The sequence below is a fragment of the Vibrio sp. PSi01 genome, from assembly GCF_054960695.1.
The window spans coordinates 375,791-394,250 of sequence record NZ_JBHNYN010000003.1 but is presented as its reverse complement, the minus strand read 5'-3'; the positions used below and the strand labels follow the sequence as shown (position 1 = coordinate 394,250).

Here is an 18,460-nt window from a genome sequence, read left to right as displayed (position 1 = left end):
CTGCTAAGCTATTCGTCAAACTTATTTACATTGTGCTCGTTAATTCATCTCAATGTGATAGTGACGGTTATGGAAGTCTTTTGGCTTAAATAAGGATATTAAATGCGCTCTCTATCGGTACAGTGGAAAATTACTCTGTTTGCAGGCTGCTGCTTAATCATTACTTCACTGTCTCTTATTGGTTTCTCGATCTATAACGCAACGAGTAATCAACAAGTCATCAAATCTCAAAGTTCAGAGTCGGTTATTAACAAAACCGAGCAGCTTTTGGCGTCGGTTTCTCAACTCAATGCTCAAGAAACACAACGTTATGTCGACGAAGCTATCTATCGCGCTGAGATGTTAGCTGCCAGTGCTCAGTTTTTAAAGAACAATGCTGACGAAAACTTTACGCCAAGTGAAGAGTTACGTACGGCATTAGATGAAATGGTGCGTCGTTCAGTTCTTAATTTTGACTCAATTCAAGGTGCATATTTAGTTTTCCAACCTGATTTACTTGATGGTGAAGATGCTAATTATGTCGATGCTGATTATGTTGGATCTAACGAAAAAGGTCGTTTTGCACCGTACTGGAAGGTAGCTGACAATGGTGAGAATGTTCTTTCGAACGTAATTTCAGAATCTATATTGAGTGATGGTAGCAATAGTGAACGCTTTTATTGCCCATTGTCATCGGGTCAAACATGTATCAGCACCCCAAGAGTGGTAAACAGTGGCGGTACAACGTTACTTACTTCTTCAATCTCAGTGCCTATTTTGGTTGATGAGGTTGCTATTGGTTTCTTAGGAATCGATTTAAGGCTTGATGGTTTGGTTAATGTGGTGACTCAATCTGATCAAAGCTTGTTTGAAGGTGCAGGCGCGGTTTACGTTGTGAGTCTAGATGGTTCCGTTATCGCTTCTGATGATCAAAGCATTGCTGTTGGTTCCAACTTCCAAAGTGAAAACACAAATGGAGACTTGATGACCGACTTTATATTCGGTGGTGAAGTGACGACTCAGTGGAGTGAGAATGGTGAGTGGTTACTCGCATTCGCGCCTGTTTTCGCAGCCAACCAAACTTGGGGTGTGTTGTTTGAAATCCCGCGTGAGAGTGTGGTCGCTGATGCGAGCAAATTGGATTCAATCATTAGTACTAAAGTAAGCGAAGGTATCCAAACGGAAGTCATTGCTGGCGTCATCTTTATTCTTTTTGGTTTAGCTATTATCGCATTTGCTTCATTGTCTATTGTTAAGCCTATCCGACAGGTAGTCGACAGGCTCAATGATATTGCTTCTGGTGAAGGTGATTTGACTCAGCGTTTAGAAGTGAAATCTCAAGACGAAATTGGTCAGTTATCGCAAGGGTTTAACCTGTTCTTAGACAAGCTTCAGCACACGATTAAAGAAGTGATTCAAACTACTGAGCAAGTCGCGAGTACGACAAGTCAAGCTAAGGCATCAGCATCGAGTACACGTGAAAGCAGTGAATCTCAATTTAAAGAAGTCGATCTAGTGGCAACAGCCGCAGAAGAGATGACTCAGACCGCTGGCTTAGTGGTACAAAATGCAGAAGTTGCAGTTGATGCTGCTTGTGAAGCGAATCGTTCTGCTCGACAAGGGCAACAAGTCATCGAACTCTCAGCTGGAGAAATGAGAAAGCTGGTGGAGCGTATGTCGAGTGCTGTTCCTATTGTTGAAGAGTTAGCTAAAAATAATGGTAACATCACCGAAATCTTAAGTGTTATTGAAGGGATCTCTGAGCAAACCAATTTATTAGCATTGAATGCGGCGATTGAAGCGGCGAGGGCGGGTGAGCAAGGACGAGGTTTTGCTGTTGTAGCTGATGAGGTAAGAAACTTAGCAAGTCGTACACAATCATCGGTTGGGGAAATTAGAACGGTGATCGACAAGGTTCATGCTGGAACTCAAGATGTTGTCGAAGCGATACAAGAAGGTAATATCTTAGCCAACGATACTGCGTTACATGTTCAAAATGCAGTTGAAGATCTTGGTTCGATTTTCACTTCAATTGAAGAGATCAGCGATATGAATAGCCAGATCGTGAGAGCAGCAGAAGAACAGCAATCTGTTTCAGGTGAAGTGAATCAAAGTGTGGTTAACATACGTGACTTAAGCGCGAAGATCTTGGATCAAGCCGCAGCTTCTGAGCAAGTGGGTAGTGAAATCGAGCAACTATCTCAACAGCAACAGAAATTGGTGAATCAGTTCAAGGTCTAGTAGTTCAAGGCCTAGATGGTCACGGTTTAGCTATTTTAGTTTAGTTAACGGTTGAATCGAAAAAGGGACAAATGAAGATTTCATTTGTCCCTTTTTGTTTTTCTAAGGTTATTAGGTTCTAGGGGGCGATGATATTCATCGAAACCGATTAACCAAGTTAGTCTTCGATAAACCAGTAACCTTTGTTTACCAATTCAGTCACGACAGTAACACCTGAAGGAGTAAGGTTGGTTGCTGAGTTAATCACCGAGTCATCACACAGTACGTTTAGTAGCGATGAATCAGCCTGATTAACTTTAACGACTTCCCCATTGATGTAAGCCGTGTTGCTTTCATTCTCATGGTAGAGCGCCTTTAAGCCCGATACTCGACAGATCTCCCCTTCTGACTCTAAGTGTTGAGCGATCTCTTCTTCTGTCCATAAAGGCTCAGGAGCGACGATATCAAGCTGGTGGCGTGATTGGCTTAGCAAACATCCCATGAATTCGCTGATGGTTTCAGGTTGCTCTAGTGCAGATTTCAACATGTCAGTTAGATTGTTTAAATCCGATGAACGAACCTTGCCGTAATCATCTTGCGTTTTGAATTCTGGATCGTGAAGATGAACGTCACCCATATCATGAGCAAGTACAAAATCGGCGAAGTTGCTGATCAGCTCTTGTTCTTTAGGGGAGCGATAGCCAATAGAGTAGCTCATCGACGGCTCTAACGTGTTGCCTTCATGTGGGAAGCCCGGTGGGATATAGAGGATATCGCCTGGCTCTAAGGTTTCATCAATGATTGGCTCAAAGCCTTCTATTTGACGAAGTGCAGAAGCTTGGACGGTTTCTTTGTATTGGCCAACATCTTTCTCGCCAACCTTCCACTGACGTTTACCTTGGCCTTGAATGATGAATACGTCGTATTGATCAATATGTGGGCCTACGCCGCCTTCTGGTGCTGAGTAGCAGATCATTAGATCGTCGAATAACCAGTTTGGTAAGGCTTGGAACGCTTCAGTCAGCTGATTTGCACCTTGGTGCCAGTGGTTCGCTGCTTGAACGATCAATTGCCAATGTGTTTCAGTCAGCTCGGCAAATTTATCTTCTGAGAATGGACCATGTTCTGCAGTCCATTGGTTGTCGAGGTTAGAGACAAAGCGAGAATCAACTTCTTCTTCCATCGATAAACCAGCAAGTTCTTCCGGCGAAATTGGGTCGACGAAGTTTTGGAAGCCACCTTTTAAGATGGTTGGTTTTTTATGCCAGTAGTTTTCAAGAAATTCGGGCATAGAAAAGCTAAGTTGGTACATGTGAATCCTGTATGTTTTTATGCTAGATGCTAGATGCTAGATGCTAGATGCTAGATGCTAGATGCTAGATGCTAGATGCTAGTTTGGCTTGTAAATCTTGTTGGACAATCTTAATTGCTTCTAACGCCACTTTTGGGTCGATTTCGTTGCTTTCGAGCAGATAGATCAGGTCGACAGCTAACTTAACTTCTTCTGGCGCATTATCCAGTGGTGATGATGTGTTATCAGTGTTCATTTCGCTTAGGGTTCTCTAAGTTAATCAGTCTCTCAATATTTTTCATTGAGTCTTCACAGCGTTCTAATCGTTCTTTTGCTAATTGCCAAGCCTCGTCCGCTTTTTTCTTACTATGGCGAGGCGCAGAATCAAACGCTAATTTTCGTACTCGTACTAAATCGACCAGTCGCTTTTGCCAATCTTGATGCTGAGCGAGTTCATTATATAAGTCGTTAAGGTTTTTTCCTGACTTACTTTTTCGATCTAACCTTAAATCATGGTTGGCAAGCTCTCTTTGGATTGCCGCTATCTGATTGGTTAACTTTTCTGTGAGGTAATTCGCTCTTGATGCTGTGAGCTGGTTTGTCGCTTGTTCGCGCAATACGGTGTGATAAGTGGTTTGAGCTTCGAGCGCATAAGGAAGTAAAATAAATGCCCTAGACTTGAATAAAGTCCGGTCGAATAAGGCTTGGTGATAAGCACCTCGACTTTTGTCCACCTGAGAGCAATGACCTATTAAGGTATCGATGACGTTCTTAAGCTTTAAAAACTGGCTCATATTACTCCCATTAATTTATGCTATAAGCTAACAAACCAAGCCTCGTAAGCCAGTTTGATCGCAAGGACGCTGACAACCGTGACAAATACAGGTCGTATAAATGTAGCGCCAAACCGAATGGCAGAGTGAGCACCAACAAAGGCACCTGCCATTAAGCAAATCCCCATAGTTAAACCTAATACCCAGTCAATATGACCAAGAATGGCAAATGTCACTAATGAGGTGAAGTTACTAGTGAAATTCATCGCTTTGGATAAACCAGAAGCCAGTAAGATGTTGAGGCGGTACAATGCCATTGAGCTTACTGTCCAAAAGGCTCCCGTTCCTGGGCCTGCGACACCATCATAAAACCCCAGAATAAATCCTTGAAATTTTTGCTTTCTCTTAAGTACCGGGCACGGTTTAGGAGACACATCATGGCTCACGTCTGGAGTCTTGTGGAAAATGGTATAGACCGCCGCCGCTAAAATAATGAGCGGCAAAACTTTCTCCAGCCATTCAGTACTGATTGCATCAACAGTTAACGTGCCAATGGTCGCACCTATCAGCGTTGCTATGAATGCGTTGATCCAGCATTCGGGTTTAAATAACTTCTTACGATAATACGTAAAAGCCGCTGTCGATGAGGCAAACGTTGCGGCTAGCTTATTGGTACCAAGCACAATATGTGGTGGCAGGCCTAGTGATAGTAAAGCGGGGACGGTTAACATCCCACCGCCACCTGCGACTGCATCAATAAAGCCGGCGGCGAAGGCAACCAAAGCAAGTACAACCAACATGGTTGGTTCAATCATTTCCATAAATAGCTATTGTTCTCGTTATGTGCTGATAGGGCAGCAGCATGAGTAACCGTTGAGTTAGACATGCATAGTTGTTAATACGAAGGTCAGCAATGATAGAGTTAGAGCCATCAACACGATGGCGAAACTAGTATTCTATTGTTCTTTTAAAAGGCGGTAACGAGTCGAGTAATGATTTACCGTATCGTTTCGTTACTATGCGACGATCAAGGATCGTGACTTTACCAGAATCTCTTTCTTTACGCAGTAACCGCCCGACAGATTGAATAAGCTTTTTACTCGCTTCTGGAACCGTAATTTGCATAAATGGGTTACCGCCTCGTGATTCAATATATTCAGAGTGTGCTTGCTCTACAGGAGAGGTAGGCACACCAAAAGGAATCTTTGTAATGACGAGATTTTCAAGAAGCTCTCCAGGCAAATCAAGCCCTTCAGAAAAACTGCCCGTTCCAAAAAGGACGCTTGTTTTGCCTTGTTCTATTAGCTTTTTATGTTTTTTTAGAATTTCAGTGCGTGAACTGTCACCCTGAACTTGTAAAGCCCATGACTTTTTAACGAAACCTGTTGCTAAAGCTTCTGCAACTTTGTTCATTTGCCAGTAAGAAGAGAATAAAACGAGATTGGCTTTGTTGTCTTCTATTACCTTAGGCAAAATTTCAATAAGATATTCGGTAAACTGAGGTGCTTGAGGTTCGTATTTCATTGCAGGGACGATCAGCTCTGCTTGGTTTTGATAATCAAATGGTGATGCCAAAGCAAGGAATTGAACACCATCTTCAGCTTTTTGACTGATACCTGCTTGGTGACAGAAAAAGTTAAAGGAGTTAAGTGCTCGCATTGTCGCAGAAACTAATACGGCTCCAACACAGCGGCTCCAAATCTGCTGGTCAAGTTGCCAACCAACCTCTAGCGGTGAAACGTTGACAACGAAATCGCCTTCGTTCTCTTTGTTTAACTCAAGCCAACGTGCTAGTGGTGCGCCTTTTTCTCGCTTAGGTTCTGCCATTAGGCGCCAGACTTGAGCTAGATTCTCTGTCCTTTGTATATAGAAGCCTATTTCAGCGAGCGCTGGCTCGGCTAGTTTTGCGGAAAGCTCTCCGTCTTTGACTCGCTCAGCAATGAGGTCAGCGATTTTTGCTACAGATTGGCTTGTCTTTTGAGTTAGCTGTTTGAGATCTTTCGACTCACTTTCTAACCATTCAGGCAAGTCACCATGCTCAAAGCGATACAAGCCGTCTTCAAAGTGGCTTGCGTCAAACTGTTTGCTCATTTGAGTCAGAGTAGGGATCAGTTGTTGTACGGAGTCCTGCAATTCATTTCTAAATCGGTGCACACGCTTTTCGTCCGCTAAACCAGAAAGCTTAGTGATCGATTGATTTAAACGCTCTAACCAAGAAGCCGCACCTTTTAAACTGGCAGCTGCAGAGGAGTGATCTCGAGCGACATGAGGTAAATGGTGTGCCTCGTCGAATATATAGATGCTGTTTTCTGGCTCTGGAAGAATAACTCCGCCACCTAGGTCAGCGTCGGCCATCACCAAACTGTGATTAGCGATAATCACATCTGCTTTATCTAGCTCTGAACGCGCTTTCTGGAAAGGGCAATCTCTGTGAGTTGGCATACTGTTGTTGCAGCTGTGCTTATCACTTACGATCATTTGCCAAATGATATTGTCGATTGGTTTCGGCCATGAATCACGATCGCCATCCCATTTACCTTGAGCTAGACTACGATACATGGTTTGAAGTTGCTCGATATCCTTTTTCTTTGGTTTGGATTCGAACATAGCCATTTGTCCACCATCAACACCGCAAGCCGCTGCCAATTTCTCTGAGCAACAATAGCGTTGTCTGCCTTTCGCTAATATAAAAGAGAACTCTCTGTCGGTGAGTCTTCTATATAGAGGGAGATCTTTATTGACGAGCTGTTCTTGTAGCGCGACGGTTGCGGTCGAAATAATGATTTTCCGATTATTTAAAACCGCAACGGGAATAGTTGCCATTAAATAAGCCAGTGATTTACCGATTCCTGTTCCCGCCTCAGCAACAATCATGCGGCTGCTCTTGTGGTATTGACCGCAAAGTGTCTTCGCTATCTCAGCTACAAGGTAATTTTGTGCACGGCGAGGTACAAAGTTGTCCAACTGATCTTGGAGGTTTTGATAACTGGTGCGAATAGAATTTTGAATTTTAGTAGTTAGCATACTGTGACCTACGTAACGGAGCGAGGATAGTAGCACATATCACTAGCCGGTACATTTACGGCAAAATAGCTTGCTTTTGAATCAAAGGTAGATCTCGTTCACAAAAAAAAACTGAACCATCAGGAACTTAACGATTTTATTTATCTTGTGAAATATATATATTAAAAAAGACTGGCCCGCAGGTGTTAAATTCTGTTTTTAGGCTGTTTTAATGGCTATTGTTGGGCTTATATGCTGTTTTGTTGTTTTTTATAGTTATTATATTTCCTGATAAAACTAAGGATAAGCTGCTCGTAAAATGATGAAAAAAAATGTAAGTGATTGATTTTGAATTGTTTGTGTTTTTTTTAGGTCTATTTTTAGTTTATTTGACACGCAGGATAATCTTTTGCAATCTAGACCTCGAAATTTAGTGACGGTGATTAACCAACAAAGAGTGGTAATGACCAGTCATAAAAATAATAGGGAACCGGGCAAGGATCTCCCATTCTTAGAAAAGGCAGTGGATTTATTATGAAAAAGACTCTATTAGCACTAACTATCGCAGCAGCTTCAACTTCAGCTTTCGCGAACGTAGGTCTAGAAAACTCAAAACCAACATTCGAATTTGACCCTATGCACAAAGAGCAGTTCTCTGTTTCTGGTGCAATCGGTGTAGGTGGTTACTACGATACTAAAACTAACGCTATCTACGATGACTGGGCTACAGCGCTTACTCTGGCAGTTAGCTACAAAAATAATCGTATCCTTGGCTACTTCGAAACTGATTTCGAACTTAACTGGACTACTGACGAAAACGATAACGGATTCGACGTTAAGAATGACTTCGGTACTGACGTTGATAAAGCATGGTTAGGTTTTGACACTGGTGTTGGTGTTGCATCTTTCGGTTGGGAAAACGACACTGCTCTTGACAAAGTAGATGGTGCTGGCGACTTTACTTACGAGTTTGGTTCTTCTGCTGGTGCTCCAGATGCATTCAACGTAGTTAAGTTCCAAGGCGCTACTTCTGGTTTTGCTTACGGTATCTCTTACTTTGAAACTGATGACGTACACTCAAAAGCTGATAAAGGCCTAAATGGTTACGTTGGTTTCGAAAGCGAAGTAGTAAACGTATACGGTGGTTACGGGACTCGTGACGACGCTGATTACCAAGTATACTCTGTATCTGGTAATTCTAAGATTGGTGAGCTAGACCTAGGTGTTAATTTCTGGATCAACGAAGGTGCTGACGACGTTGCTAAAAACACTTCTAACCTAGAAACTGTTGGCTACTACATCTCTGCTGGTTACCCAATGACTGAGCAACTAACTCTTGCCGCTGGTTACAACGCTAACTCTACTACTGAAGATGGCGAAGCTGACAAAGATAACTCTCGTCTAAATATCTCAGCAATGTACACACTTAACGACCGCGTAGATATGGGTATCGATATCCTACAAGACATCGACGCTGGTAAGGGCAACGACGAAGAAACTGGAGTATTTGCCGCAATGTTCTACAGCTTCTAATAGTTACTTAATCAGTAATTGTTAAATGTTGATAAAAGCCAGTCTAATGACTGGCTTTTTTGTGTTTTAAAACCATCAACACATCTAAAAAATGCCACTAAATTAGCGGCCATTTATTTACTTGCGAGAACGGTTGCCCTAAATCTCTTTCCACTCCCCAGGCTGAAGCTCACCTACGTTCATGTTGCCCATTGAATAGCGAATGAGGCGCAGGGTAGGGTAGCCAATATTGGCTGTCATTCGTCTTACCTGACGGTTACGCCCTTCAATGATAGTAATAGCTAGCCATGTTGTAGGAATCGCGGCTCTGAAGCGCACAGGGGGAGTTCTCTCCCAGGCTACAGGCTCTTGCATGATTTCCACCTTGGCAGGCAATGTCATGCCGTCTTTTAGTTCAACACCTTTTCTCAATTTATCTAAATCTTCCTCAGAAGGTGTGCCTTCAACCTGTACCCAGTAAGTTTTTGGTGATTTTGAGTTGGGCTGAGTCAATTTGGCTTGAAATATTCCATCATTGGTCAAGACTATTAACCCTTCACTGTCACGGTCAAGTCGTCCGGCTGCATAAACATCTTTAACAGGAATAAAATCCGCCAATGTTTTTCTACCTTCACCATCAGTAAACTGACTTAGCGTATCAAATGGCTTGTTGAACAGAATAACCTTGCGATCTTCGATCGCTATCTTAGGTTTTGTGTTCGTAGGTTTACCCTTGTAACGGTGTTTACTTGAATGAGGTTTCTTGTGCGAATTACCAGTGCTATTTTTATCACTGCGTCGGTTCTGCCTATTACCGCTTTGTTTTAATATTGCTTCAGAACGAGCTGGTTTGTCTGAGCGAGATGCGCTGCGTGAGCGAGTAGACATGTTAACTACCTTGCAAAAATGTAAACGAAGTGTGCTGAAAAGTTTTCACTGAAACGGAATTGAGCTATCATTTGCGCGCCTAAAAGACACAAAATAGAACAAGTTGATGGACTCTTAAGCCTGATTTGTTTAATTATACCTTCGTGTTTTATTATAACAACGCACTCACGGATTTGGTTCATGCTCTCATCAAGATTGCATGAAAAATAAGATAGAGTACGACTATCGAGTAAGCAGTTTTCACTCTTCGAGTCGCTTACTGGTCAATTTATAACATTCTCACCATTTTAGGTGAGCTTGTAAGAACTATAGGGAAATTTCATGCCTACTGAAAAACCAACTATCATCTATACCATTACAGACGAAGCTCCGGCGCTAGCAACTTACTCTTTGCTGCCAATCATTCAATCTTTTACAGCTTCTTCTGGTATTGACGTTGATACTCGCGACATTTCACTTGCAGGGCGTATTATTGCCAACTTCCCTGAGCATTTGAATGAAGAGCAACGTATTGGTGATGCACTAGCAGAACTAGGTGAATTGGCTAAAACACCAGAAGCAAACATCATTAAGCTTCCAAACGTATCAGCATCTGTACCTCAGCTCCAAGCTACGATCAAAGAACTTCAGTCAAAAGGTTATGCACTTCCTAATTACCCGGAAGAAGCAAAGACTGATGAAGAGAGAGCAATAAAAGCGACTTACGACAAGATCAAAGGTAGTGCGGTAAACCCGGTTCTACGTGAAGGTAATTCAGATCGTCGTGCGCCACTTTCAGTTAAAAACTACGCTAAGAAAAACCCACATTCAATGGGCGCTTGGTCATCAGATTCTAAGTCTCATGTTTCTAGTATGGAAGACAAAGACTTCTTCGGTAGTGAAAAATCAGTAACGATTGAAGGCGCGACTGAAGTTAGCATCGAATTTGTAGGTAAAGATGGCACTAAGAAAACATTGAAGCCAGCTTTTGCTCTGCAAGATAAAGAGATCATCGACGCTTCAGTGATGAATAAAGCAGCTTTGGTTGCCTTCTTCGAGAAAGAAATCGCATCAGCTAAAGAGCAAGGTGTTCTACTTTCTCTTCACATGAAAGCAACGATGATGAAAGTTTCTGACCCAGTGATTTTTGGCCACGCGGTTAAGGTTTACTACAAAGACGTGTTCGCTAAACACGGCCAATTGTTCGATGAACTCGGTGTTGATGTAAATAATGGCATCGGTGATGTATACGCGAAGATTGCAGCCCTTCCTCAAGAGCAGAAAGAAGCAATTGAAGCTGATCTACAAGCGGTCTACGAGACTCAGCCTCCACTAGCAATGGTTGATTCGGATCGTGGTATCACTAACCTACACGTACCAAGTGACATCATTGTTGATGCATCTATGCCTGCAATGCTGCGTTCTTCAGGTCAGATGTGGGATCCAGAAGGTAAGCAAAAAGACACCAAAGCAATGATCCCAGATCGTAGCTACGCGAGTATTTACCAAGCGGTTATTGATTTCTGTAAAGAAAATGGTGCTTTTGATCCGACGACAATGGGTAGCGTGCCAAACGTTGGCCTAATGGCTCAAAAAGCGGAAGAATACGGTTCTCACGATAAGACTTTTATTCTAGAAGCTGCTGGTCAGGTTCAAGTGGTTGACGCTTCTGGTTCTGTTCTTCTTGAGCAAGACGTAGAGGAAGGCGATATCTTCCGTATGTGCCAAGTAAAAGATGCTCCGATCCAAGATTGGGTTAAGCTAGCTGTTACTCGCGCACGTGCTTCAGGTGTTCCCGCTGTATTCTGGCTAGATGCGTCTAGAGCTCACGATGCGCAGCTTATCAAGAAAGTAGAAGCTTACCTTCCTGAGTACGATACAGAAGGCTTAGAAATTAAGATTTTGGCACCGCTAGAGGCAACTCAATACTCACTAGTTCGTATTAAAGAAGGCCTAGACACAATCTCTGTTACAGGTAACGTATTACGTGACTACCTCACTGATTTGTTCCCAATTCTAGAACTTGGTACGTCAGCTAAAATGCTATCGATTGTTCCATTAATGAACGGTGGTGGCTTATTTGAAACTGGCGCTGGTGGTTCAGCTCCTAAGCACGTTCAACAAGTAGAGAAAGAAAACCACCTGCGTTGGGATTCTCTAGGCGAATTCTTGGCATTGGCTGCATCTCTAGAGCACCTAAGCGTTGTTACAGGTAACGCTAAAGCACAAGTACTGGCGGATGCTCTTGATAAAGCGACGGGCGAATTCCTTGATAATAACAAGTCTCCTTCACGAAAAGTGGGTGAGCTTGATAACCGTGGTAGCCACTACTACCTAGCTGCATATTGGGCGAAAGCACTTGCAGAACAAACGGTTGATGCAGATTTAGCGGCAGAGTTTGCTACTGTTGCAAGCCAATTAGCTGAAAGCGAAGAGGCTATCGTTGCTGAGTTGAATAATGCACAAGGTGTCGCAGGTGATTTAGGCGGCTATTACCTGCTTGATGACGCACTCGTATCCAAGCTAATGCGCCCAAGTGCTACGTTAAATGCACTGATTGATGCATAACTATAGCACTGAGTGGTAAACACTGTTGTGGCTAGCTAGTTATTTGACTTAGCTAAGCGATACATTTATAGCTTTGTTAAAACAAAGATTGAAGACGCTTTAACGATAACGTTAGAGCGTCTTTTTTACGGAAATAACATTGAGTTTATGGAGCGAAGATCGAAAAACCGCTCATTTAAAACTGAATAACAGTCAGTAAATGAGCGGTTTTAATGTTCTTGTTTACCGAGCGGCCCTAAACAGGACGAGTGGAGGTAAATATGATATCGGCAATCGCCTATTTAGCGACACTGCCTTCTACAGGAACAACAGAGCTAGCGTGCGAGCCTTTAGGTCCACTTTCTACTTCATAGTCGACCTGTTGACCTGCCTTCAAGGTTCGATAACCTTCCATCTGTATTGTGGAGTAGTGCGCGAAAATGTCGCCGTCTTCACCTTCTGGACAAATAAAACCAAACCCTTTGGCATTGTTAAACCATTTCACTGTACCTGTAGCCATGCTATACATCCCTCATGCATTTTGTTACTAACGTTGTTATATCAATTGCTGTAAGTCAGATTGATATCATTCCTACCAACTAAAGAATTTCAATTGATAGCTTGAGTCTCATACATTGCTTACGGAAATTAACGCTACCTTGCGTAATTATTCCTTATTGTTAAATTTTAAATGGTGTTACCAAGTTGTATTGGAAATACCTTTTAGCACCAATGTAGCTAATGATTGGGCACAGTCAATAGGAAATTGGTATAAAATTGATCAATTTTAATAACAAATCACATTCGAGATTAACTGCAAACTATTAACTAAATAGTAACTTAACGGCGATCTTATCGTTAATATCAATAGTTATGGTGTCTTTTTAATCAATCACATATGTTAATCCTGTTAATCGAGATCTTTTATTTGCAGCGATGGAAATGGTGGATTAGGCTCAGTATAGAGGAATATTTTTTGGTACTGTTTCTTGGTGCAGTTTCTTAGTACACCGTAATGCGTGAATGTGATAAATTTGAGTTAACTCAACATTCACGACTTCCGAAAAATAACCCTTAGCAAAGCTAATATGAGCAGAAACTTTGAATGGGCATCTCCAGGCTCAGATCTACTGGAGAAAGAAAAAACTAAAGTAAAGCCACCGGCAATGTATAACGTTATATTGAATAACGATGACTACACGCCCATGGACTTTGTAATCGAGATCCTAGAGCGGTTTTTCTCACTAGATATCGAAAAAGCAACGGAAGTGATGCTCAAGGTTCATTATGAAGGTAAAGCTATATGCGGCACATACAGTGCTGAAATAGCCGAAACAAAGGTAGCGCAGGTAACGATGTACTCAAAGGAAAATGAGCATCCGCTACTATGTACAATGGAGCAAGTATAAATTGCTCGAACAACACTGTTGTTCCCTTAGGAGGTACTTATGCTAAATAAAGAATTAGAGACGAGTTTAAATGGCGCATTTGCTCGCGCGCGAGACAAGCGACATGAATTCATGACTGTCGAACACCTCCTACTAGCATTATTAGAAAATGATGCGGCCAAGGAAGCGCTCCAAGCTTGTCAGGCTGATCTCGATGCTCTTCGCAATGAGCTCGATATTTTTATCGATCAAACAACCCCACTTATCCCAGAAAGCGACGAAACTCGTGAAACACAGCCTACGCTGAGCTTCCAACGAGTGCTTCAGCGCGCTGTTTTCCATGTTCAATCTTCAGGTCGCAGTGAAGTGACAGGTGCAAATGTACTTGTGGCTATTTTCAGCGAGCAAGAATCTCACGCGGCATATCTACTTAAGAAGAACGACATTAGCCGTTTAGATATCGTTAACTTCATTTCTCATGGTATTACCAAGGCCAGTAACGAAGGCGATAGTTCATCACCTTCGGATTCATTTGGTGGTGCAGAGAGTGCTGAAGAAGCCAACTCTGAAGATCGCCTAGAAAATTTTGCGACTAATCTGAATGAAGTTGCGAAACAGGGCAACATTGATCCGCTTATCGGGCGAGATAAAGAGCTAGAACGTACTGTTCAAGTTCTGTGCCGTCGTCGTAAAAATAACCCTCTGTTAGTGGGAGAGGCTGGTGTGGGTAAGACCGCAATTGCTGAAGGCCTTGCATGGCGTATTGTTGAAGGACAAGTACCTGAAATAATCCAGAGTAGTGTGATCTATTCTTTAGATATAGGTTCGCTGCTAGCGGGTACTAAATATCGAGGTGACTTTGAGAAACGTTTCAAAGCGATTCTTAAGCAACTAGAGAAAGAAGAAGACGCGATTCTGTTCATCGATGAGATCCATACTATTATTGGTGCGGGTGCAGCATCGGGCGGTCAGGTTGATGCTGCAAACCTAATCAAGCCACTATTAAGTAGCGGTAAGTTACGTTGCATCGGCTCGACGACATACCAAGAGTACAGCAGTATTTTTGAGAAGGAGCGTGCTCTATCTCGTCGTTTCCAGAAAATTGATATTGTTGAACCATCACTAGATGACACAACTAAGATTCTGATTGGCTTGAAGCCAAAATATGAAGCTCACCACGAAGTACGTTATACCAATAAAGCGTTGCGTGCTGCTGTGGAATTGTCGGCCAAGTACATTAACGAACGTCACCTTCCAGATAAGGCGATTGACGTGATTGATGAAGCGGGCGCTCGTAGTCGTTTAGCTCCAGCCAGTCGTCGTAAGAAGACGGTAAGCGTTGCTGATATTGAGTCGATGGTAGCGAAAATGGCACGTATCCCTGAAAAATCAGTTTCATCTTCAGACAAAGATACGTTGCAGAAACTGGACGACCGCATGAAAATGTTGGTATTCGGACAAGATCCAGCTATCGATGTATTGAGTGAAGCGATTAAGCTAACTCGTGCTGGGCTTGGTGCAGACAATAAGCCGGTTGGTTCATTCTTGTTTGCTGGTCCTACTGGTGTGGGTAAAACCGAGGTCACGGTTCAGCTTTCTAAACTAATGGGTATTGAGCTGCTACGTTTTGATATGTCTGAATACGGTGAACGTCACTCAGTCAGCCGTTTGATCGGTGCTCCTCCAGGTTATGTAGGATACGACCAAGGTGGTTTACTCACTGATGCAGTAATTAAGAATCCACACTCTGTTGTGTTACTGGATGAGATCGAAAAAGCTCACCCAGATATCTTTAACTTGTTATTGCAAGTGATGGATAACGGTACGTTAACCGACAACAACGGTCGTAAGGCCGATTTCCGTAACGTGATCTTAGTGATGACGACCAACGCTGGTGTTGCTGAAACTGAGAAGAAATCGATAGGCCTGATCCAACAAGATCACGCACCTGATGCGATGGGCGAAATTAAGAAGGTGTTTACACCTGAGTTCCGTAACCGTCTTGATAATATTATTTGGTTCAACAGTCTAGATCCAAGTGTGATTAGCCAAGTTGTCGATAAGTTCATTGTTGAGCTTCAGGTTCAACTAGACGCTCGTGGCGTATCGTTAGAGGTTTCTGAGGACGCTCGCCATTGGTTAGCTGACAAAGGCTATGACAAGACCATGGGTGCTCGTCCCATGGGGCGCGTTATTCAAGACAAACTTAAGAAGCCACTAGCAAACGAATTATTGTTTGGTAGCTTAGTTGATGGCGGTACTGTGAAGGTATCTTTGAAGAAAGACGACCTAGACTTTGTTTATGTGGGTGCGAAAGAAGAGGTTATGCACTAACGAAGTGACGGATAACTCAAGGACTTAAATATATAGCGCATGACTTCGGTTGTGCGTTTTTTTATGCTTGCGAGATGCGAGATGCGAGATGCGAGATGCGAGATGCGAGATGCGAGATGCGAGATGCGAGATTGACGTTGCTGAATAATAAGAATGTCTAGGCGATAAAAAACGGAGCATTAAGCTCCGCTTCTTATCGTATTCGATAATTAAAAATTAACGAGCACGGAAGACGATGCGGCCTTTAGAAAGGTCGTATGGAGTCATCTCAACAGTTACTTTATCACCAGTAAGAATACGGATGTAGTTTTTACGCATTTTACCAGAGATGTGTGCTGTCACTACGTGACCGTTTTCAAGCTCAACACGGAACATTGTGTTTGGTAGAGTATCAAGGACAGTGCCTTGCATCTCGATTACGTCTTCTTTAGCCATCTAATCCTCTTTCGAAATTTGGCGGTTTTCAACGGCTTGATTGTGCCGTTAAAATCAAAATATGTAAAGTTGTCGCGTATTCTACCCTTGCCATCGCTGATTTACTAGCCTTTGATGACGTTGAAATCGTACTTTATAGTTCATCGCAGGGCATTCATCGATCTGATAACCCAAATATAACCACTGTTTTTGTTCTTTCTGGGCATGCTGAATCTGAAACAGAACACCAAGTGTTCCCATAGAGATGTCGATATCAGGATCGAAGAAGGTATAAAATGCGCTGGTGCAGTTTGACATAACATCAGTGACGGCGATGCCGACCAATTGGCTGTCATCATAGATGTGCATGAACTTTGTAGCAAGCCATTCATTTTTTGAGAATTGTAGAAATTCATCTTTTTTGGGTGGGTACATGGTTCCCGAACGATGACGAGCAGTGATGTAACGGCTATATAAATCAAACCAGTTGTCGTCCATCGCATCTTTTAATTCCCAGCGAAAGGTTTTAGCCTTGTTGATGATTCGACGCTGGCTTTTGGAAAACTTAACCTCGGGGATCGAAAGGCGAATCGCTTGGCACGCAGAGCAACTGTCGCAATGCGGCTTATAAATGGTAGCTCCACTGCGACGAAACCCGTTTGCTAACAGAACTTCATAATTGTCGGAAGTATGCATGTGTTCGTCAAGAGTGACGGCCACTCTTTCTTCAAGGTGTGGTAAATAGCTGCAAGCGTGATTATCTGTTAATCCAATTCTGATTTGTTGTAAATCTGGATTCATTAAGGCGTTTCCTCTAGCCATTGTGTTTTAAAGCAAGCATCGTCAACCTGGTTTGTTTTTAACGATTGTAGAGAACTCAGAAAAGCCTCTCTGTCGACTTCAATAGCGCCCAGAGATTCCAGGTGAGGGTTCATGACTTGGCAATCGATAAGCTTACCTCCGAATCGGGTAAAGTGTTCGCAGAAGTACCACAGGGCGATTTTAGAGGCGTTGGTTTTTAAGCTAAACATGGATTCACCACAAAAGACTTGTCCTCTTTGTAGGCCGTAAAGCCCGCCAATCAATTCATCATTTTGCCAAACCTCTACTGAGTGGCAGAAACCTAGCGAAGCGAGTTCACAGTATGCTGACCGCATGTCGCTGTTTAGCCAAGTTTCTTCTTCGGGCCTCAACGATGAGCAGTATCCAATCACTTTGTTGGTTGCTTTGTTGATACTGATGCGATAGTTGTGTTTTCTTTGAAATTTTTTAAGACTTTTTGATGGTTCGAATGTCTTAGGATTAAATACTGCTCTCGGTGCCGGGCTCCACCAAAGTATAGGTTCACCTGGGCCATACCATGGAAATATACCTTGGCTGTAAGCGTTTAAAATTCGCATTGGTTGCAAATCACCACCAAAGGCGAGTAGGCCGTTTGGCTCATCAAGCGCGTCGAAGGGCGAAGGAAACTCTATACTAGTAGTATCAAGTTCGGTTAGGTATATAGTCATAAGTACCGCGTTACAGATTAATCACTGACCAAGAGGTCTTTAGGAGTTTTACCATGAAGAAGTTGCTTTGGATTTTACTTGTTTTGCCTATGTTGGCAAATGCCGCTTACAACCGCAACCAAGCACGACCTGTTAATGAGGTCGTTTATGGTGAGATTGATACGGTTAGATACATAACGCAACAAGAAATTGTGGAGTCAAAAGCGAATGGTTGGGAAACTTTATTAGGTGCGGCAATCGGTGGTTTAATTGGTAATCAATTTGGCGGAGGGACCGGTAAAGAAGTGGCTACCGCTGTTGGAGCCGTAGCGGGTGCTGGAATCGCACGTAATCGAGGAAATACGCAGTATCGAGTGGAATATAAGTTAGTTGAACTGCTAGTCAAAACGAAAGACAACAAGTTAGTGAACATCATCCAAGACGTAGACAACTCCATGTTGTTTAACCGAGGTGATGATGTACGAATTCTGTATTTTTCTGATGGTGTTCGAGTTGATCTCGCGTACTAGTATATAAATACACTTACTTGGCTAATTAATCACCTTTTTCATGGGTATTAGCTCTGGAGTTCGTTGGAAAAGTTCGTTAGTCTGCAAGTACGAAGAATTATTCATCACCCGA

16 protein-coding genes are annotated in these 18,460 nt (G+C 42.7%); 6 read left to right on the top strand and 10 right to left on the bottom strand.

What is annotated here, in order from left to right; translation table 11 throughout:
• The first annotated feature begins 102 nt into the window (after positions 1-102).
• Positions 103-2,220: a methyl-accepting chemotaxis protein gene (locus tag ACFI6G_RS07070; RefSeq protein ID WP_016792573.1), complete on the top strand. Its 2,118-nt coding sequence runs from the start codon at positions 103-105 to the stop codon at positions 2,218-2,220.
• A 157-nt stretch (positions 2,221-2,377) separates the two neighbouring features.
• Here ACFI6G_RS07070 and ACFI6G_RS07065 read toward each other — a convergent pair whose 3' ends face one another.
• The 5 genes from ACFI6G_RS07065 to dinG all read right to left on the bottom strand — a co-directional run bounded on the left by ACFI6G_RS07065 (position 2,378) and on the right by dinG (position 7,287).
• Entirely contained in the window at positions 2,378-3,511 is a 1,134-nt protein-coding gene (locus ACFI6G_RS07065) for a ribosomal protein uL16 3-hydroxylase (protein ID WP_462710200.1), read from the bottom strand.
• Positions 3,512-3,575: 64 nt separating this feature from the next.
• On the bottom strand, positions 3,576-3,746 hold the full coding sequence (gene rsmS / locus ACFI6G_RS07060) for a pleiotropic regulatory protein RsmS (protein ID WP_004736541.1): 171 nt from the start codon (positions 3,744-3,746) through the stop codon (positions 3,576-3,578).
• Positions 3,736-4,284, bottom strand: a complete 549-nt coding sequence (locus tag ACFI6G_RS07055) for a primosomal replication protein (protein ID WP_462710199.1) — start codon at positions 4,282-4,284, stop codon at positions 3,736-3,738. The genes rsmS and ACFI6G_RS07055 overlap by 11 nt, the downstream gene beginning before the upstream one ends.
• A 20-nt stretch (positions 4,285-4,304) precedes the next feature.
• Positions 4,305-5,084 carry a sulfite exporter TauE/SafE family protein gene (locus ACFI6G_RS07050; RefSeq protein WP_462710198.1) on the bottom strand — a complete coding sequence of 260 codons (780 nt, stop codon included), beginning with the start codon at positions 5,082-5,084 and terminating at the stop codon, positions 4,305-4,307.
• 127 nt (positions 5,085-5,211) lie between these two features.
• Complete coding sequence (gene dinG / locus ACFI6G_RS07045; protein ID WP_010437400.1) at positions 5,212-7,287, bottom strand: ATP-dependent DNA helicase DinG; 2,076 nt, start codon at positions 7,285-7,287, stop codon at positions 5,212-5,214.
• Between the two features lie 513 nt (positions 7,288-7,800).
• Between dinG and ACFI6G_RS07040 the strand changes: the two genes are divergently transcribed.
• Positions 7,801-8,799, top strand: a complete 999-nt coding sequence (locus ACFI6G_RS07040) for a porin (protein WP_462710197.1) — start codon at positions 7,801-7,803, stop codon at positions 8,797-8,799.
• A gap of 138 nt (positions 8,800-8,937) precedes the next feature.
• Here the strand turns inward: ACFI6G_RS07040 and ACFI6G_RS07035 are convergent, their stop codons facing one another.
• On the bottom strand, positions 8,938-9,666 hold the full coding sequence (locus ACFI6G_RS07035) for a pseudouridine synthase (RefSeq protein ID WP_462710196.1): 729 nt from the start codon (positions 9,664-9,666) through the stop codon (positions 8,938-8,940).
• A 321-nt stretch (positions 9,667-9,987) separates the two neighbouring features.
• Between ACFI6G_RS07035 and ACFI6G_RS07030 the strand changes: the two genes are divergently transcribed.
• Entirely contained in the window at positions 9,988-12,213 is a 2,226-nt protein-coding gene (locus ACFI6G_RS07030) for an NADP-dependent isocitrate dehydrogenase (protein ID WP_016783835.1), read from the top strand.
• A gap of 277 nt (positions 12,214-12,490) precedes the next feature.
• On the opposite strand, the gene cspD is transcribed toward ACFI6G_RS07030, so the two are convergent.
• Positions 12,491-12,712, bottom strand: a complete 222-nt coding sequence (cspD, locus tag ACFI6G_RS07025; RefSeq protein WP_010437410.1) for a cold shock domain-containing protein CspD — start codon at positions 12,710-12,712, stop codon at positions 12,491-12,493.
• A 568-nt stretch (positions 12,713-13,280) separates the two neighbouring features.
• On the opposite strand from cspD, the gene clpS reads away from it, so the two are divergent.
• Positions 13,281-13,601 carry an ATP-dependent Clp protease adapter ClpS gene (gene clpS / locus ACFI6G_RS07020; protein WP_010437413.1) on the top strand — a complete coding sequence of 107 codons (321 nt, stop codon included), beginning with the start codon at positions 13,281-13,283 and terminating at the stop codon, positions 13,599-13,601.
• A gap of 39 nt (positions 13,602-13,640) precedes the next feature.
• Positions 13,641-15,914 (top strand): ATP-dependent Clp protease ATP-binding subunit ClpA, encoded by a 2,274-nt coding sequence (clpA, locus tag ACFI6G_RS07015; RefSeq protein ID WP_016768421.1) that lies wholly within the window; start codon positions 13,641-13,643, stop codon positions 15,912-15,914.
• Between the two features lie 216 nt (positions 15,915-16,130).
• Here clpA and infA read toward each other — a convergent pair whose 3' ends face one another.
• The 3 genes from infA to aat all read right to left on the bottom strand — a co-directional run bounded on the left by infA (position 16,131) and on the right by aat (position 17,839).
• On the bottom strand, positions 16,131-16,349 hold the full coding sequence (infA, locus tag ACFI6G_RS07010; protein ID WP_001040192.1) for a translation initiation factor IF-1: 219 nt from the start codon (positions 16,347-16,349) through the stop codon (positions 16,131-16,133).
• An 81-nt stretch (positions 16,350-16,430) separates the two neighbouring features.
• Positions 16,431-17,129, bottom strand: a complete 699-nt coding sequence (locus tag ACFI6G_RS07005; protein ID WP_010437756.1) for an arginyltransferase — start codon at positions 17,127-17,129, stop codon at positions 16,431-16,433.
• On the bottom strand, positions 17,129-17,839 hold the full coding sequence (aat, locus tag ACFI6G_RS07000; protein WP_016783837.1) for a leucyl/phenylalanyl-tRNA--protein transferase: 711 nt from the start codon (positions 17,837-17,839) through the stop codon (positions 17,129-17,131). The genes ACFI6G_RS07005 and aat overlap by 1 nt, the downstream gene beginning before the upstream one ends.
• Positions 17,840-17,892: 53 nt before the next feature.
• Between aat and ACFI6G_RS06995 the strand changes: the two genes are divergently transcribed.
• Positions 17,893-18,348: an outer membrane lipoprotein gene (locus ACFI6G_RS06995; protein ID WP_016768419.1), complete on the top strand. Its 456-nt coding sequence runs from the start codon at positions 17,893-17,895 to the stop codon at positions 18,346-18,348.
• Positions 18,349-18,460 lie beyond the last annotated feature (112 nt).

Excerpts from the sequence above, each read along its gene's own strand:
- ACFI6G_RS07050 (WP_462710198.1), bottom strand. The coding sequence starts at position 5,084 with ATGGAAATGATTGAACCAACCATGTTGGTTGTACTTGCTTTGGTTGCC.
- clpS (WP_010437413.1), top strand. The coding sequence starts at position 13,281 with ATGAGCAGAAACTTTGAATGGGCATCTCCAGGCTCAGATCTACTGGAG.
- ACFI6G_RS06995 (WP_016768419.1), top strand. The coding sequence starts at position 17,893 with ATGAAGAAGTTGCTTTGGATTTTACTTGTTTTGCCTATGTTGGCAAAT.
- ACFI6G_RS07065 (WP_462710200.1), bottom strand. The coding sequence starts at position 3,511 with ATGTACCAACTTAGCTTTTCTATGCCCGAATTTCTTGAAAACTACTGG.
- clpA (WP_016768421.1), top strand. The coding sequence starts at position 13,641 with ATGCTAAATAAAGAATTAGAGACGAGTTTAAATGGCGCATTTGCTCGC.
- cspD (WP_010437410.1), bottom strand. The coding sequence starts at position 12,712 with ATGGCTACAGGTACAGTGAAATGGTTTAACAATGCCAAAGGGTTTGGT.
- ACFI6G_RS07040 (WP_462710197.1), top strand. The coding sequence starts at position 7,801 with ATGAAAAAGACTCTATTAGCACTAACTATCGCAGCAGCTTCAACTTCA.
- ACFI6G_RS07070 (WP_016792573.1), top strand. The coding sequence starts at position 103 with ATGCGCTCTCTATCGGTACAGTGGAAAATTACTCTGTTTGCAGGCTGC.
- infA (WP_001040192.1), bottom strand. The coding sequence starts at position 16,349 with ATGGCTAAAGAAGACGTAATCGAGATGCAAGGCACTGTCCTTGATACT.
- ACFI6G_RS07005 (WP_010437756.1), bottom strand. The coding sequence starts at position 17,129 with ATGAATCCAGATTTACAACAAATCAGAATTGGATTAACAGATAATCAC.
- aat (WP_016783837.1), bottom strand. The coding sequence starts at position 17,839 with ATGACTATATACCTAACCGAACTTGATACTACTAGTATAGAGTTTCCT.
- ACFI6G_RS07030 (WP_016783835.1), top strand. The coding sequence starts at position 9,988 with ATGCCTACTGAAAAACCAACTATCATCTATACCATTACAGACGAAGCT.
- ACFI6G_RS07055 (WP_462710199.1), bottom strand. The coding sequence starts at position 4,284 with ATGAGCCAGTTTTTAAAGCTTAAGAACGTCATCGATACCTTAATAGGT.
- rsmS (WP_004736541.1), bottom strand. The coding sequence starts at position 3,746 with ATGAACACTGATAACACATCATCACCACTGGATAATGCGCCAGAAGAA.
- ACFI6G_RS07035 (WP_462710196.1), bottom strand. The coding sequence starts at position 9,666 with ATGTCTACTCGCTCACGCAGCGCATCTCGCTCAGACAAACCAGCTCGT.
- dinG (WP_010437400.1), bottom strand. The coding sequence starts at position 7,287 with ATGCTAACTACTAAAATTCAAAATTCTATTCGCACCAGTTATCAAAAC.